At 68.3% G+C, this 15,794-nt stretch carries 17 protein-coding genes and 1 riboswitch; of the genes, 12 read left to right on the forward strand and 5 right to left on the reverse strand.

The window, feature by feature from the left end; translation table 11 throughout:
* Positions 1–66 precede the first annotated feature (66 nt).
* The 5 genes from eno to G335_RS0110650 all read left to right on the forward strand — a co-directional run bounded on the left by eno (position 67) and on the right by G335_RS0110650 (position 3,570).
* The gene (gene eno / locus G335_RS0110630) at positions 67–1,344 is read left to right on the forward strand and encodes a phosphopyruvate hydratase (protein WP_018145599.1); all 1,278 of its coding nucleotides are present in this window, start codon (positions 67–69) and stop codon (positions 1,342–1,344) included.
* 190 nt (positions 1,345–1,534) lie between these two features.
* On the forward strand, positions 1,535–1,942 hold the full coding sequence (ftsB, locus tag G335_RS0110635; RefSeq protein ID WP_018176739.1) for a cell division protein FtsB: 408 nt from the start codon (positions 1,535–1,537) through the stop codon (positions 1,940–1,942).
* Complete coding sequence (gene ispD, locus G335_RS0110640; RefSeq protein WP_026304824.1) at positions 1,935–2,681, forward strand: 2-C-methyl-D-erythritol 4-phosphate cytidylyltransferase; 747 nt, start codon at positions 1,935–1,937, stop codon at positions 2,679–2,681. Before ftsB ends, ispD begins: the two co-directional genes overlap by 8 nt.
* On the forward strand, positions 2,678–3,178 hold the full coding sequence (ispF, locus tag G335_RS0110645) for a 2-C-methyl-D-erythritol 2,4-cyclodiphosphate synthase (protein ID WP_018169848.1): 501 nt from the start codon (positions 2,678–2,680) through the stop codon (positions 3,176–3,178). The genes ispD and ispF overlap by 4 nt, the downstream gene beginning before the upstream one ends.
* Entirely contained in the window at positions 3,175–3,570 is a 396-nt protein-coding gene (locus G335_RS0110650) for a VOC family protein (protein ID WP_018176741.1), read from the forward strand. The genes ispF and G335_RS0110650 overlap by 4 nt, the downstream gene beginning before the upstream one ends.
* 505 nt (positions 3,571–4,075) lie before the next feature.
* On the opposite strand, the gene G335_RS0110655 is transcribed toward G335_RS0110650, so the two are convergent.
* The 5 genes from G335_RS0110655 to G335_RS0110675 all read right to left on the reverse strand — a co-directional run bounded on the left by G335_RS0110655 (position 4,076) and on the right by G335_RS0110675 (position 8,194).
* Positions 4,076–4,924, reverse strand: coding sequence for a pirin family protein (locus G335_RS0110655; RefSeq protein ID WP_018176742.1), 849 nt, complete (start codon positions 4,922–4,924; stop codon positions 4,076–4,078).
* An 85-nt stretch (positions 4,925–5,009) separates the two neighbouring features.
* Entirely contained in the window at positions 5,010–5,375 is a 366-nt protein-coding gene (locus G335_RS0110660) for a hypothetical protein (RefSeq protein WP_018169845.1), read from the reverse strand.
* Between the two features lie 5 nt (positions 5,376–5,380).
* Positions 5,381–6,247, reverse strand: coding sequence for an ABC transporter ATP-binding protein (locus G335_RS0110665; RefSeq protein ID WP_018176743.1), 867 nt, complete (start codon positions 6,245–6,247; stop codon positions 5,381–5,383).
* A complete protein-coding gene (locus tag G335_RS0110670) occupies positions 6,247–7,218 on the reverse strand; it encodes an iron ABC transporter permease (RefSeq protein WP_018176744.1) in 972 nt (323 codons plus the stop codon). Before G335_RS0110670 ends, G335_RS0110665 begins: the two co-directional genes overlap by 1 nt.
* 139 nt (positions 7,219–7,357) lie before the next feature.
* Positions 7,358–8,194: a cobalamin-binding protein gene (locus G335_RS0110675; RefSeq protein ID WP_018176745.1), complete on the reverse strand. Its 837-nt coding sequence runs from the start codon at positions 8,192–8,194 to the stop codon at positions 7,358–7,360.
* A 220-nt stretch (positions 8,195–8,414) separates the two neighbouring features.
* A riboswitch (cobalamin riboswitch) is annotated at positions 8,415–8,680 on the forward strand.
* A gap of 92 nt (positions 8,681–8,772) precedes the next feature.
* Here G335_RS0110675 and bluB point away from each other — a divergent pair.
* The 7 genes from bluB (at position 8,773) to G335_RS0110710 (ending at position 15,695) form a co-directional block, all read left to right on the forward strand.
* Positions 8,773–9,546 (forward strand): 5,6-dimethylbenzimidazole synthase, encoded by a 774-nt coding sequence (gene bluB, locus G335_RS0110680; protein ID WP_018176746.1) that lies wholly within the window; start codon positions 8,773–8,775, stop codon positions 9,544–9,546.
* Positions 9,543–10,445 (forward strand): adenosylcobinamide-phosphate synthase CbiB, encoded by a 903-nt coding sequence (cbiB, locus tag G335_RS0110685; protein WP_018176747.1) that lies wholly within the window; start codon positions 9,543–9,545, stop codon positions 10,443–10,445. The genes bluB and cbiB overlap by 4 nt, the downstream gene beginning before the upstream one ends.
* 10 nt (positions 10,446–10,455) lie before the next feature.
* Positions 10,456–11,463, forward strand: a complete 1,008-nt coding sequence (gene cobD, locus G335_RS0110690; protein WP_018176748.1) for a threonine-phosphate decarboxylase CobD — start codon at positions 10,456–10,458, stop codon at positions 11,461–11,463.
* Entirely contained in the window at positions 11,463–12,947 is a 1,485-nt protein-coding gene (locus G335_RS0110695) for a cobyric acid synthase (RefSeq protein WP_018176749.1), read from the forward strand. The genes cobD and G335_RS0110695 overlap by 1 nt, the downstream gene beginning before the upstream one ends.
* The gene (gene cobU, locus G335_RS0110700) at positions 12,944–13,465 is read left to right on the forward strand and encodes a bifunctional adenosylcobinamide kinase/adenosylcobinamide-phosphate guanylyltransferase (protein ID WP_018176750.1); all 522 of its coding nucleotides are present in this window, start codon (positions 12,944–12,946) and stop codon (positions 13,463–13,465) included. Before G335_RS0110695 ends, cobU begins: the two co-directional genes overlap by 4 nt.
* A 605-nt stretch (positions 13,466–14,070) precedes the next feature.
* Positions 14,071–15,132, forward strand: coding sequence for a nicotinate-nucleotide--dimethylbenzimidazole phosphoribosyltransferase (cobT, locus tag G335_RS0110705; RefSeq protein WP_018176751.1), 1,062 nt, complete (start codon positions 14,071–14,073; stop codon positions 15,130–15,132).
* Positions 15,129–15,695 (forward strand): histidine phosphatase family protein, encoded by a 567-nt coding sequence (locus G335_RS0110710; protein ID WP_018176752.1) that lies wholly within the window; start codon positions 15,129–15,131, stop codon positions 15,693–15,695. Before cobT ends, G335_RS0110710 begins: the two co-directional genes overlap by 4 nt.
* Positions 15,696–15,794: the final 99 nt, after the last annotated feature.

Consider the following 15,794-nt stretch of genomic DNA (forward strand, 5'->3'; position numbering starts at 1 on the left):
CGACCGAAAGAATCGATAAAACGTCCCGGACGGGCCCGTCCGGGCGGGTATTTTCAAGGAGAGAGCATGTCCAAGATTGCGGAGATTCACGCCCGCGAGATCATCGATTCTCGGGGCAACCCGACGGTCGAGGCCGATGTTGTCCTGGATTCCGGCGCCATGGGGCGCGCGGCGGTGCCCTCCGGTGCCTCCACAGGCGCCCGCGAGGCCCTGGAACTGCGCGACGACGAAAAGCGTTACGGCGGCAAGGGCGTACTGAAGGCCGTCAGCCACGTGAACGGCGAGATCCGCGACGCCCTGCGAGGTATGGAGCTGGATCAGACCGCGGTCGATCGCCGCATGCTGGAACTGGACGGGACCGACAACAAGGCACGCCTGGGCGCCAATGCCCTGCTGGCCGTCTCCATGGCCACTTCACATGCCCTGGCCGCGGATCGCGAACAGCCACTGTTCGAGACCCTGGGCGGCGACGACGCCACGCTGCTGCCGGTACCGATGATGAACATCATCAATGGTGGTGCCCACGCCGATAACAGTGTGGACATGCAGGAGTTCATGATCCTGCCAGTGGGGGCGGATTCGGTGCGTGAGGCCGTGCGCTACGGCGCCGAGGTCTTCCACGCGCTGAAAAAGGTGCTGTCCAAGCGCGGGCTGGCGACGGCGGTGGGCGACGAGGGCGGTTTTGCGCCCGACCTGCCGTCCAACTCCGCCGCGATCGAGGTGATCCTGGAAGCGGTTCACAACGCCGGCTTCAAGGCGGGCGAGGACATCTGGATCGGCCTCGACTGCGCCAGCTCCGAATTCTACCGGGATGGGCGCTATCACCTCGATTCCGAAGGCAAGGCCTTCTCTGCCGACGAGTTCTCCGAGTATCTCGCCCACTGGGTGGACCAGTACCCGATCCTGACCATCGAGGACGGGATGGCCGAAGATGACTGGGACGGCTGGAAGACGCTGACCGAGCGCCTGGGCAATCGCGTGCAGCTGGTGGGTGACGACCTGTTCGTGACCAATACCCAGATCCTGCAGGAAGGCATCGACAAGGGCGTTGCGAATTCCATCCTGATCAAGCTCAACCAGATCGGCACGGTCACCGAGACGCTGGAAGCCATCGAGATGGCGCGCAAGGCCAATTACACTGCAGTGATCTCGCATCGCTCGGGCGAGACCGAAGACGTGACCATCGCGGACCTGGCCGTGGCCACGCGCGCCGGCCAGATCAAGACCGGTTCGTTGTCGCGTTCCGATCGGGTCGCCAAGTACAACCAGCTGATCCGTATCGAGGAACACCTGGGTTCGCGGGCGACCTATCCGGGCATGTCGGCGTTCACCTTCGGGCGCTGATCGAGACCCGGGACGGCCTTGGTCACCACGCAGTCCTCAGCCTGCGGCGCGGTTCCTGTCCCCGGTCGTCAGGGGCTCGTAGAATGCCGGGCATGCCGGCCACTTGCGAAAGCCCTCGTCTCCACGTTGTCGCGTCTGTCGCGCTGCGCGGGCGAGGGCTTTCTCTGTTCAACCATACGGAGTGCGGGTGATGCGCGGCCTGTTGATCGGTCTGGCCCTCGTGCTGCTGGCCCTGCAATGGCCCCTGTGGCTGGGCGAGGGGAGTTGGCGCGATGTTCGCGATCTGCGCGATCAGGTTGCGCAACAGCAAGCCGCAAATGCCGAGCTGGAACAACGCAACCAGGCTCTGGAGGCCGAGGTGCGCGATTTGCGCGGCGGTACCGCGGCGGTCGAGGAGCGAGCGCGTCGCGATCTGGGGATGATCCGCGAGGACGAGATCTTCTTCTTCGTGGTGGGCGAGGACGAGCCAGCGAGACTGAAGGTCGAGCCGCTACCGGGCCCGGCTGGAGAGACCGATCCGGGCCCGGATTCGCAAGTCCCGGAGGATGCCGAGCCGGCCACCGACACCCTGCCACCCGAGGACCCCTTTGATGGCTGACGCGGAACACGTGCCGACTCGGGAGCCAGCGTACTGGGCGTTGATCCCGGCGGCTGGCATCGGTCGGCGCATGGGATCCGACCGTCCGAAGCAGTACCTGACACTCGGATCGCACACGATCCTGTCCCACACCCTGTCGATCTTTCTCGAACACCCGCGGATTCGCGGGGTGGTTCTGGTACTCGGTCCGGACGTCGACCCGGATGCCCTGGACCTGCCGCTGGCCGGCGGGCGGCTGTTCCGTGCGGCCGGAGGGGCGGAGCGCGCGGATTCGGTCCAGAACGGGCTCGACTTCCTTGCCGAACGGGCGCACGAGGACGACTGGGTACTGGTGCATGACGCGGCACGACCCTGTCTGCCGCTAGCGGATGTGGACCGGCTGCTGCACGAGTTGCGTGACGATCCGGTGGGTGGGCTGCTCGCCAGTCCCAGCACCGATACCATCAAGTGGAGCGATGGTGCCGGGAAGGTCGAACGGACGCTGGATCGCGAACGGGTCTGGCGGGCCCTGACCCCGCAGATGTTCCGGCTGGGCATGCTCCGCACGGCCAACGCGCAGGCGCGTGCCGAGGGGCATCCGGTGACGGACGAGGCCAGCGCCATCGAGTTCCTGGGCCAGGCACCCCGGCTGATCGAGGGCTCCCCGATGAACATCAAGATCACCCGCAGCGAAGACCTTGAGCTTGCTCGCCTGTATCTGATGCAGCAGGGACGCCTGGAAGGCGGGTTTCGCGCATGAGCGGCTTGCGGATTGGCCAGGGCTTCGACGTACACGCCTTCGGCGAAGGCGACCACTTGGTACTCGGTGGCGTGCGCATCCCGTTCGAGCGTGGATTCGTGGCCCATTCGGATGGGGACGTGCTGATCCACGCGGTGTGTGACGCCCTGCTGGGCGCCGCGGCGCTGGGGGATATTGGCCTGCACTTTCCGGATACCGATCCGGCGTTTCGAGGGGCGGACAGCCGCGTCCTGCTAAGGGAGACGCTCGAACGAGTGGCCGGGGCCGGCTGGCGCCCGGTTAACATCGACACCACGGTGATCGCGCAGGCGCCCAAGCTTGCACCGCATGTCCGCGCGATGCGCGAAAACCTGGCAGCCGATACCGCACTGAATATCGCCGATGTCAGCGTGAAGGCGACCACCACCGAGCACCTCGGCTTCACCGGGCGCAAGGAAGGGGTGGCGGCCCAGGCTATTGTGTTGCTCGAACCGGCCTCGGGGGTGATGCGGGTATGACTTCGGCGAAGCGGGTAGAACCCGGCATCCTGCGTTTGCATCATGCAAGCCTGGTGATTGCGGACACGCGGGTGGCGGCGGCCTTTTACGGGGAGCAGCTCGGCCTGGTGCCACTGGAACGCCCGGATCTCGACTTTCCCGGTCTGTGGTATGACTTGGGGAGCGGACAGGCTCTGCATCTGTTGCAGGTGCCGAACCCCGATCCGACCGAGCGCGGCGTGCGCTGCGGTCAGGACCGTCATCTGGCATTGCGCGTCCGTGGCCTGGAGGCGCTGGCAGCGCGTCTGGAAGGGGCAGGGATTGCCGTGGAGCGCAGTCGTTCCGGGCGCCCGGCCGCATTCGTGCGCGATCCCGACGGCAACGCCATCGAGCTGATCGAGGAAGGCGGCTGAGGCCGGACTGGGGGGGCCGGCCACGAACCAGCGCCCCTGCACCCGTTGCGGGGCCATCCTTCTCCACGGAACGGATCGTGGGATCACCGGATCCACCCCCAAGCCTAGCTGGGTGGCCCGCGACGCCATCCATAGCGACCTTGGCTCCCAAAGCCCCTTCACCGCAGCCGTAGCGAACCGAAGAGCCGTGGTCATGTGCGTGGGTGCGAGAGAGCGGGTCGGGGTTCGTTCCACGCAGTGAGATCCCGGATAACCGCTGCGCGGTTTCCGGGCTGACGAAAGCGTTAGGTGGCGGGGGGGATGCAAGGATCACCGGTCGGGTGATCTTCCCTGGCGTCATCCCGGCCGTAGCGGAGCGAAGAGCCGGGATCTCCGGCGCGGGTGCCAGGCAGCAGGTCGGGGTTTGGTCCACGCGGGGAGATCCCGGATCACCGCTGGGCGGTTTCCGGGATGACGGTGAGGGGACTCGCGCGAGGAACTTGCGGGATGATGGGCTGGCTCGAGCTCAGTCCATGCTGGCCGGTTCGGCGGCGAGCTGGCCGGACTGGTAGTCGCTGATGGCCTGTTCGATCTCGTCGGAGGTGTTCATCACGAACGGGCCGTAGTGGGCGATCGGTTCGCCCAGGGGCCGCCCCTTGAACAGCAGTACCCGGGCATCCTGCTGCGCGATCAGGTGGACCTGGGTGTGGCCGTGCCAGACGCCCAGTTGGCCCGTGCCGAGGCCGGTCAGCTCGCCGTCGAACACGTAGGCCAGCACGCGATCTTCCAGTTGCACCGCAAGCGACAGGCGGTAGCCGGCCGGTAGCGTGAGATCGGCCATGGCGGCGCCTTCGCCGATCTGCGGCAGCGCGCCTTCGGTGTCCCCGGCGCTGGTCTGCCAGGAGCCGGCAATGGCCTTGAAGCGCAGCGAATCGTCGTCTTCCGGCAGGTGGCGCATCGCGTCGGCGCGCACGTCGCGGTAGCGCGGCGGGTCCATCTTGCGCGCGGCGGGCAGATTTACCCAAAGCTGGAAGCCGTGCAGGCCGTCGGCATCCAGCAGCGGCATCTCGGAGTGGATCACACCGCGGCCGGCGCTCATCCACTGGGCCTCGCCGGCCTCGACGCGGCCCTGATTGCCCATGGAGTCCTCGTGAGTCAGGCCGCCGTGGACCAGGTAGGTCAGCGTCTCGAAACCGCGGTGCGGGTGCGAGGGGAAGCCGCCGATGTAGTCCTCGCGCGCGCTGGCCTTCAGTTCGTCCAGCATCAGGAAGGGATCCAGCCCGCCACTAAAATCATGGATGCGCCGAATCTTCACCCCGGCCCCGTCCTGGGTGGGATGAGAGGTCTTCACGCTGTCCGGCGGTGTCGGGTTCATGGCGTTCTCCTTCGCAACAGATCTGCACCATACCGACCATGAAACGAAAAGAAAATTGCATCGTTTCCCGTCATGGGGCGTTCTGTCAGGTGGCCGAAAGCTCCCAGGAATCGGCGAACATCTCCAGGCTTTCGATGAAATCGGGATCGTGTTCCTGACGATTGATGGTGAGGTGCAGGGTGACGGCCCGCGGCTCCGGCGGGTGACCGGTGGTCAGCGTCCAGGCGAGGCCATTCGGGCATTCCGGCAGGGAAAAGCGCACGCCACCGTTGATGACTTCCCGATGGACGCGAAACTCGCCCCACAGGCAGTACACGACGCCGGCATCGGGGCCCTCGTCGGCGATCAGCGTATCGATCGCGCCGCTGGCGTCGGGTAATGCGGACACGGTGAGGCTTCGCTGCAGGTTTTCGGCATCCAGGTCGGAATGCAGGGTGCGGAAGAATTCCATGGGGACTACTCGTTGCGCGGCAGGAAGACGGGCAGGCCGTCCACCTCACCCACGCTCAGGCGTTGGTTGTACAGGCGCTCCAGTGCGCTGGGCACCAGCATGGTGGCCGTGGGGCCCCAGCACGCCTGTCCGTCAGGGAATAGCAGTAGCAAGTGATCGCAGTAGCGCGCCGCGAGGTTGACGTCGTGCAGGACCAACACCGCGCCTCGGTTTTCCTGACCGACGATGGCCTGCACGCGGTTGAGCACGGCCACCTGATGATGCAGGTCCAGCTGGCTGGTGGGCTCGTCCAGCAGGAGCAGGCTGGGGTCCTGCGTCAGCACGGTCGCGATCGCCAGGCGCTGGCGTTCCCCGCCGGACAAGGTGTCCACCATGCGGTCCTCGAGGTCGGCGAGATCCATCGCCGCGAGTGCCGCCCGGGCGCGGGCGTAGTCCTCGGAAGACTCGATATCCCAGGGCCGCAGATACGGGTGGCGCCCGATCAGGGCCGTCTCCAGCACGGTGGCGGGAAAGCCGTCGTGGTGGGTCTGGAAGACCAGGCCCAGGCGACGGGCCAGTTCCGCGCGGGCGAGGGTCGCAATGGATTGTCCCTTGACCTTGATGGTTCCGGCACGCGCGGTCCGCAGGCCGGCGAGGGTCTGCAGGAGGGTGCTCTTGCCGGCCCCATTCGGGCCCAGGATGCCCCAGCACTGGCCCGGGTCGACCGTCAGGTCCAGCGGCGAACCGGGCGGCCGCTCGGGCACGTCGATGACGAGCTCATGCGTCGCGAGCAGGGTCTTGGGCCCCGGTTCCTGGTGGACGCTGCGCGCGCCCAGGCCCGGCGTGTCGTGTGGCTGGGTCGCTGCGGGGGCGGGGGAAGGCGTACGCGGCATCAGCGGCTCCGGTAGAGCAGGAACAGGAACACCGGGACACCCAGCATCGCGGTGATGACGCCCACCGGCAATTGCTCCGGGGCGATGATCGTGCGGGCCAGGGTGTCGGCCAGGGTGAGCAGGATGCCCCCGCCCAGGGCCGAGGCCGGCAGGATCACGCGCTGGTCGTTGCCAAAGATCAGACGCAGCATGTGCGGCACGATCAACCCGACAAAGCCGACCGCGCCGACCTGGGTGACCGCGGTCGCGGTGATCAGGGCCGCCACCACATAGATCGTCCATTCCACCGGGCGTACGGCCACTCCGAGGGCCGCGGCCTGCATCGGGCCGCGCGCGAGCACGTTCAGGGTGCGGCCAAATGGCAGGGCGAGCAGCGCCACGACCACGAGTACGCCCCAGGCCGGGTAGGGGTTGCGGGCATGGGAGACGTCGCCCATCAGCCAGTACAGCATGCCCGGGAGCTCCGCAGTGGGGCTGACCGCGAGGATGAAACTGATCATCGCGCCCCAGCCGGCGGCCACCACGACACCGGTCAGCAGCAGGCGGGTCGGGGTCCAGCTGCCCGTGCCGTGGGCCAGGCCGAACACCAGAATGGTGGACAGCAGGGCGCCCACGAAGGCCGCGGCCGAGACCGAGAACATGGACAGTCCCGCGAGCATCGCCAGCAAGGCGCCCACCGAGGCACCGCCGGAGAGCCCCAGCACGTAGGGATCGGCCAGTGGATTGCGCAGCAGGACCTGCATCAGCGCTCCGGCCAGGCCTAGCAACCCGCCGGCGGCGAACGCGGCCAGCGCGCGTGGCAGGCGCAGATCCAGTACCAGGGTGCTGTGCAGTCGCGAGGCCTCGCCGAAGAAGACACTCAGCAGGTCAGGGAACGGAATCTGCACGCTGCCGTAGGCCAGTGCCACCAGAACGGAGAGCACAGACGCGGGCAACAGCGCGCCCAGGGCCAGGAGGAACGAACGGGTCAAGCGGTAGCCCTCCGCTCCAGGCGGGCGAAGCGGTAGGTTGCCGGAACGGCGGGAGCGCTGCCTTCAGCGCACGTACAACGCTCCTTCATTGGTGTCCCGCGATATCCTTTCCGAGAGACTGCGAGGCGGACCGTCATGGTCATGGGGCGGGACGGCGTGCGCGGGCGCGTTCGAGCTCTTCGCACATCAGGGCCGTGCCTTCCGCGATGCGTCCGGTATGGCGTTGCAGGAGCGAAGGGGGAATGAAGAACAGATTGTCGCGCTGGACCGCGGTCATGTCCTCCCATTGGCCCCAGGCGACCACCCAGTCGGGGCGGTCCTCGCCCATGCCGCCGCCGATGATGACCTCGGGGTCGGCATCCAGTACGGCTTCGCGGCCAATGCGTGGCACCAGGCGGTCGAGATCGCCGAACACGTTCACGCCGCCACAGACGGCGATGGCCTCGGCGATCAGGTGGTCGTCATTGACCGTCATCAACGGTTGCTCCCACACCTGATAAAACACGCGAATCGGGTCCCGGTCGCCGTACGTGGCGCGGAGCGCGTCCATTCGGCCCAGGAAGTCCTCTGCCGCGGCCTCGCCCTGGTCATGCGTGCCGGCGAGCGTGGCCATCCGCCGCATGCTCGAGGCCACACCCTCGAAGCTGCGTGGTTCCGATACGTACACTGGCAGTCCCAGTTCGCGCAGGCGTTCGACCTGGGAGGCGGAGTTGCCGCTCTTCCACGCGATCACTAGATCGGGGTCCCTTTCCAGTACCCGTTCCAGGTCAATCCGGCTGTAACCGCCAATCCGCGGGATGCCCTCCGCCTCGGGCGGATAATCGCTGTACTGCGTTGCGCCCACGATGCGGTCCCCCGCACCCACGGCAAACAGCACCTCGGTGATGTGCGGCGCCAGGCTGACGATGCGCTCGGCAGGCTGCTCCAGATGGACCTCGCGGTCATCGTCGTCGGTGACCGTGATTGAGTCCGCCATTGCGATCAGCGGGGTTGAGAGCACGCCCAGGAGGCAAGCGAGCAGTGGAGTTCGGAAAGTCAAGAATTGCATGATTTTACAGTCGCATTGGATTGGTTGTTCAAGCGCCTTCGAGCCGGCTGGGGAGCCGCCACCTGCCGCTGGACTAGCGGGGCATCATAGCAGCAAGCTTGGGGCCCCTCGGAGCGTCAATTGGTCGGCAGTGGGCTTGCCGCGTATGATTGGCGGCTTGCTACCAGGTGCCCGGGCGACTGATCGCGCGGGTTAAACGGGAAGTCGGTGCAGGCGCGAGATCCTCCGCAGCCCCATTCCGACGCTGCCCCCGCAACGGTAAGCGAGTGGGTTCGAGGGGTGCTTCCGCAGGCCGCTCGGACCTCGACAAGTCGAAAGCCACTGGGCCGAACGTGGCCCGGGAAGGCGACTTGCCGCCCCGGGTTGCCCGGGGCCTCGCGAGCCCGGAGACCGGCCTGGACGATGTTTCTGCGACCGCGCGGTGGGCGAGGGTCGGTAGGTGCGGGCCCCTGTGGCCACACCCCGATCCCTCTGCATCCGCGTCGTGTCCCCCTGACGGTAAGCCGATGCAGTCCGAGTTGCCCGCCAATGAGAACCCTTCCTGCCCGGGCGCTGATGCCGGGGGTTCGGGATTTTCCCAAGATGATCTTGCGGCCGTCTATCGCGTGATCGCGGAACGCCGGGATATGCGCCATTTTCGGCCGGACCCGGTCGATCCAGCGGTGTTGCGGCGGCTGCTGGAGGCGGCGCATCGCGCGCCGAGCGTCGGCTACATGCAGCCCTGGCGCTTCCTGCGCATTACCGACCCGGCGGTGCGCGAGGCGCTCCACGCCCACGCGGCGGATGAACAGGCGCGCACCGCCGAGGCCTGTGGCGAGCGCGCGGCCGACGTGCATCGCTTGAAGCTGGAGGGCATCCGCGAGGCGGGCGAGTTGCTGGTCGTGGCCCTGACCGATGGCCGCGAGCGCTACGTGCTGGGCCGGCGGACGCTCCCCGAGATGGACCTCTGTTCTGCCGCGTGTGCGATCCAGAACCTGTGGCTGGCCGCCCGCGCCGAGGGCCTGGGCATGGGCTGGGTTTCCCTGTTCGATCCGGACTGGCTGGCCAATCGGCTGGACATGCCCGAAGGCGGGTACCCGATCGCGGTGCTGTGCCTGGGGCATGTGGAGCGCTTCTATGACCGGCCAATGCTGGAGACCGCGGGCTGGGACAGCCGGCGCCCACTGGAAGACTTGGTGTTCCAGGATCGCTGGGGTGCGCCGTGCGAGCTGGCCTTGCCCACGGTTGTGCGGGAATCCGCCGCGCGTCCGGATGGGCCATCCGGGGGTGGCGACACATGAGTACCTTTCTGATCTTGATCGGCGCCCTGATCCTGGACCGACTGTTTGGTGACCCACGGCGGTTCCATCCGCTGGCCGGATTCGGCCGGCTGGCCGCCTGGGCCGAATCCCGCTGGCATGCGCCGAGTCGTGCACGCGGAGCGCTCCTCCTCGCGGCACTGGTCCTGCCCTGGGTGGCGCTGGCCGCACTGGGCGCGTCGCTGGCCTGGGGCTGGGTTCTGACGCTGGCGATCCTCACGCTGGCGATTGGCTGGCGCAGTCTGGACGAGCATGCGGAGGTGGTGGCCGAGGCCCTGGAAAAGGATGACCTGTCTGGGGCGCGCACCGGTGTCGGCATGCTGGTCAGTCGCGACACGGCGGCCCTGGACGCGCGCGGGGTGAGTGGCGCGACCATCGAGTCGGTGCTGGAGAACGGCAACGACGCGCTGTTCGCCACGATCTTCTGGTTCCTGGTGGCTGGCGCACCGGGCGTGGTGGCTTATCGCCTGGTGAACACGCTGGACGCGATGTGGGGCTATCGCAATGACCGGTTTCGCTCGTTTGGCTGGGCCGCCGCGCGCCTGGACGATGCGATGAACCTGATCCCGGCCCGTCTCACGGCGCTGGGCTATGCCCTGGCCGGTCGTGGCCGGGACGCGCTGCAGTGCTGGCGCGAGCAGGCCGCCGGCTGGAAGAGCCCGAATGCGGGGCCGGTGATGGCCGCGGGGGCGGGTGCGCTGGGCGTGGTCCTGGGGGGGGCGGCGCCCTATGGCGGGCAGCGCGAGTGGCGACCCCGTCTGGGGATGGGCCGCATGCCCGACGCGGCAGGCATTCGCCAGGCGGTTGCGCTGCTGGATCGTGCGCTGGCCATCTGGATGGCCTTCATTGTGGCCGGAGTGATTGTCGTTGTCCTGTTCTGAGGCCCAATCGATGCAGAAGCCGGAGCCGCAGGTACTGATCCAGGTGCACGGGGGCGGTATCCGTCAGGCGGCTGCGCGCTACGGGATCCCCGAGGCCGACTGGCTGGATCTCTCCACGGGCATCAACCCGCATGGCTACCCCGCGGGCGAGCTGCCGCCAGGGGCCTGGGCGCGCCTGCCGGAACCGGACGACGGCCTGGAGGCCGTAGCCGCCGCCTATTACGGGACCGGGGCGCTGTTGTCGGTGCCCGGTTCCCAGGCCGCGATCCAGCTGCTGCCCGCGCTACGGGAAGGCCCTTCGCGCGTGGGCATCCTCGAGCCCAGTTACAACGAGCACGCCCGGGCCTGGCACGGGGCCGGGCACGACGTCGTCCCGCTGGATGGGGATTCGATCGAGGCTGCATTGCCCGGCCTGGACGTGCTGGTGCTGGTCAACCCGAACAATCCGACCGGGCAACGGTTCGACCGCGCGGACCTGCTGGCGTGGCATGCGGCCCTGGCCGCGCGCGGCGGCTGGCTGATCGTGGACGAGGCGTTCATGGACGTGACACCGCAGGCGAGCCTGGCCAAGGAGGCGCCGCGCGAAGGGCTGGTGGTGCTGCGCTCGCTGGGCAAGTTCTTTGGCCTGGCCGGGGCGCGCGTGGGGGTTGTCATCGCGGAGGACACGCTGCGCACGCGGCTGGCCGCCCGGATGGGGCCGTGGGGTCTTGCCGGACCGTCCCGCTGGATCGCCACCCAGGCGCTGTCGGACCGGGCCTGGCAGGCCGAGACGCGCGGCATGCTCCAGGCACGTGGCCAGCGCCTGGCGGACTTGTTGCGCGACCAGGGGCTGGAACCCGCCGGTGGCACCGCGCTGTTTCAGTGGTGCCGCGTGGACGATCCCGCAGGCTGGCAGGATCACCTGGGCGCGCAGGGCATCCTCGTGCGGCGGTTTGATGAGCCGGGCAGCCTTCGTTTTGGCCTGCCGGGGCAGGAACACGAATGGAAGCGCCTGGAACAAGCGCTGGGGGCGTCCTGATGGGTACGACACTGATGGTGCAGGGCACGACCTCGGATGCCGGCAAGAGCGTGCTGGTGGCGGGGCTGGCGCGGGTGCTGTACCGGCGCGGACTGTCCGTGGTGCCATTCAAGCCGCAGAACATGGCGCTGAACAGCGCGGTCACGGCCGACGGTGGCGAGATCGGACGCGCCCAGGCCCTGCAGGCGGCGGCCTGTGGTCTGGAGCCGCACACGGACATGAACCCCGTGCTGCTCAAGCCCAGCTCGGACCAGGGGGCGCAGGTCATCATCCATGGTCGGCCGGCGGCGGAGCTGGATGCCCGTGCCTATCACGACTACAAGCCGGTAGCGCGCGAGGCCGTGCTGGCATCGCATCGGCGCCTGACGGCGCAGTACGCCCATGTGCTGGTGGAGGGCGCCGGATCGCCGGCGGAAATCAACCTGCGCGCGGGCGACATCGCCAACATGGGCTTTGCCGAAGCCGTGGACTGCCCGGTGATCCTGGTCGCGGATATCGACCGGGGCGGGGTGTTCGCGCATCTGGTGGGCACGCTGGCGCTTCTGAGCGAGACAGAGCGCGCCCGGGTGCGGGGCTTCGTGATCAACCGCTTTCGCGGCGATATCGGCCTGCTGCAACCCGGGCTGGACTGGCTGGAACAGGAGACCGGCAAGCCGGTGCTCGGCGTGATCCCGTACCTGCACGGGCTTTACCTGGATGCCGAGGACGCTCTGCCGCGCGAGGCGATGCCTTCGACGCCCGCGGACGCGCTGAAGGTGGTCGTGCCGGCACTGCCGCGCATCTCCAACCATACGGATTTCGACCCGCTGCGCCTGCACCCGGCAGTGGACCTGCGGTTTGTGGGGCCGGGCGAATCCCTGCAGCCCGCGGATCTGGTCATCCTACCGGGCTCGAAGTCCGTGCGCGCCGATCTCGCCTGGCTGCGCGAGCAGGGCTGGGAAGAAGCGTTGCAGCGGCATGTGCGCTATGGCGGCAAGGTGCTGGGGATTTGTGGTGGATTCCAGATGCTGGGCCACGCCGTGCACGATCCCGATGGCGTCGAGGGCCAGTCGGGCTCCACGCCGGGGCTGGGATGGCTGGATATCGAGACCCGGCTCGCACCCGAGAAGCACCTGGAGCGGGTTCGCGGCGACCGCGTGCTGGATCGGGAGGCCCGCGTGGAGGGCTACGAGATCCATGCGGGCGTGACGACCGGTCCGGGCCTGGAGCGGCCGGTGCTGCAGCTGGAACACGGCGCGGATGGCGCGCGCAGCGAGGATGACGCGGTGGCCGGAACTTATGTCCACGGCGTGTTCGATACATCGGACGCCTCCGAGGCCTTGCTGCACTGGGCGGGTATGCGGAGCGGGATGGCGACCGGGGAAGACCTGGCCACCGCGCGGGAGCGCGGCCTGGAACGCCTCGCCGATTCCCTGGAAGAACATATGGATATGAAATACATACTGACCCTTCTGCAAGCCGAACCGAAGGAGCCAGTCGCATGAAGACCCTGGTACTGGGTGGGGTGCGCTCGGGCAAGAGCCGGCTGGCGGAACAACTGGCGGTGGCCAGCGGCCTGCCCGTGACCTACGTGGCGACGGCGCGCGCGGACGATGCCGAGATGGCGCGCCGGATCGAACGCCATCGCGCCGACCGGCCCGGAGACTGGGGCCTCGTCGAGGCGGGCACGGGCCTGGCCCGGGCGCTGGAGCAGGCCGCGGGACCCGAGCAGTGCCTGCTAGTGGACTGCCTGACCCTGTGGCTCACCCAGCTACTGTGCACCGATGACGAGGGCCGGATCGAGCGTGAACGCGAGGCCCTGATTGAGACGGTTCCGCGCCTGCCGGGCACGTTGGTGTTCGTCTCCAATGAAACCGGCATGGGGATCACGCCCATGGACGCACTGTCCCGTCGCTTCGCCGACGAGGCCGGCTGGCTCCACCAGCGCTTGGCCCCGGCAATGGACCGCGTCGTCCTTACCGTCGCCGGCCTCCCGCACGTCCTGAAGGGTGACCCGCTGTGACAGGCCGGCATACAAGCATTCCGCCCTCCAGGCACATAGACAAGCACGCCGGCTGGCCGTCACCACCGCAGCAACCCGACCCCAATCATCATCCCGGCCACCCAACCCTCGTCATCCCGGAAACCGCGAAGCGGTTATCCGGGATCTCCGTCGTTGGCAGGTGGCACGGACGTCGGGGGGTCCCGGCGTGGGGAGATCCCGGCTCTCCTCTTCGCTGCAGCCGGGATGGCGGACAGTAGTGGGAGGGCGGGCTGACGTCAGGGGGGAGTGCTGCGCCCGGGATGACGCCAAGGAAAGCGCTTACGGCCGGGAGGGCGAGAAGTAATGGGCCGGGATGTCATGTGGGCGGGTGGCCAGGATTCCTGTTCCAGACATTCGGATGTTCCCCCCAACGTCGTAATCCCGGAAACCGCGCAGCGGTTATCCGGGATCTTCGTCGTGGGAGGTGGCGCAGACGTCGGAGTGTTCCCGCGTGGGCAGATCCCGGCTCTCCGCTTCCCTGCGGCCGGGATGACGGGAAGTAGCCGGCCGGGATGGCGAGGAGCCATGGGTCGGGATGAAGGAAAGTGGCAAAGCACGCACGAGAGACTAATGAGGACCAACAAGTGACCGAAGACTGTGACTGGCTGCAGGTGCCGCCGGCGACCCTCGACGCCGCTGCCCGGCGGGCCGCGGCTGAACGGCAGGCCCAGCTGACCAAGCCGCCCGGGTCGCTCGGGCAACTGGAGGCTATCGCCGAACGCCTGGCCGGCATGCAGGGCCAGGAAAAGGCCAGCCTGGAGAACGTCCACATCGCGGTGTTCGCCGGCGATCACGGCGTGGTGGCGGAGGGCATCTCGCGCTTTCCGCAGGCCGTGACGGCACAAATGGTCGCGAACTTCGCCACGGGCGGGGCGGCGATCTCGGTGCTCGCGCGGTACCTGGGCGCCTCCATCGATGTGATCAACCTGGGCACGGTCGCGGAGCCGCCCGCTGTTAGCGGTGTGCAGCAACTGAACCTGGGCCCCGGCACCGCGAACCTGGCCCGCGAACCGGCCATGACGCCGGCGCAGCTGGAACGCGCCCTGAACGCCGGCCGCCAGTGCGCGGAACGCGCCCGGCGCAGCGGCGCCCAGATGTTCGTCGGCGGCGAGATGGGGATCGGAAACACGACCTCCGCCGCTGCGCTGGCCTGTTCCCTGCTGGATCTGCCGCCCGCCGATCTGGCCGGCCCCGGCACGGGCCTGGACGCGAACGGGGTGAGGCACAAGGCCGAGGTCATCGAACAGGCGCTCCAGACTCATGCGGCCGTGCGGGGCGACGCCCTCGGCAGCCTTCGCTGCCTGGGGGGCTTCGAGATTGCCGGGCTTGCCGGCGCGTATATCGCCGCGGCCCAGATCGGCCTGCCGGTTCTGGTGGACGGCTTCATCAGCACCTCGGCGGCGCTGGTGGCCGAGCGCCTGTGCCCGGGCACGGCGGACTGGTTCTTCTATGCCCATACCTCGGCGGAGCCGGGTCATCAGCGCCTGTTGGCGGCGCTGGAGGCCGAGCCGCTGCTGGATCTTGGCATGCGCCTGGGCGAGGGGAGCGGGGCGGCCACGGCCGTGCCCCTGCTGCGCCTGGCCTGCGAGCTGCACTCCGGCATGGCGACCTTCGCCGAGGCGGGTGTTAGTGGAGAGGGCGCTTGAGCGTCGGGGGCACGCGCATCGGCCTGCTGCGCCACGGCGAGACCACCGGCCAGGGCTTTTGTGGACGCGGCAGCGATGTTCCGCTGACCGAGGGCGGGTGGACGGCGATGCGCGATGCTCTGGCCGGAGGTAGCGTCTGGGATCGCATTGTCTGTTCGCCGCTGATGCGTTGCCGCGCCCCGGCACAGGCGTTTGCGGAAGAGGCCGGTGTACCGCTCGCCGTCGACGACCGCCTGGCCGAACTCGACTTTGGCACCTGGGAAGGCCGCACGGCGGCGGCCCTGATGGAGACGGACGCTGGTGCACTGGGCCGTTTCTGGCGGGACCCGCTGAATCACCCGCCACCCGACGGCGAGTCGCTTCAGGAGTTTCGCGACCGCGTCGTCGCCGGCTGGAACGACCTGGCGCCGAGCGAAAACGAGCGGGTGCTCGTGATCGTCCACGGTGGCGTCATTCGCCTGATCCGTGCCCTGCGCGAGGACTGGCCATTGGAGAAGCTGCTCGGTATCGACGTCCCGCTCGCCTCGCTGCATATTGTCGAGCCATGGAAGCCCTACCCATGAATCTCCTGCCCTTGGTGGGCCAAGGCCCTGTGGGTGACCTTGTGAGGGCTCTTGTGGGAGCGTGCTTGCACGCGAAGCCCCTGCCAAAGTCTGGCGCGG

The organism is Thioalkalivibrio sp. AKL8, assembly GCF_000380525.1.
In the GTDB taxonomy this organism is placed as follows: domain Bacteria; phylum Pseudomonadota; class Gammaproteobacteria; order Ectothiorhodospirales; family Ectothiorhodospiraceae; genus Thioalkalivibrio; species Thioalkalivibrio versutus.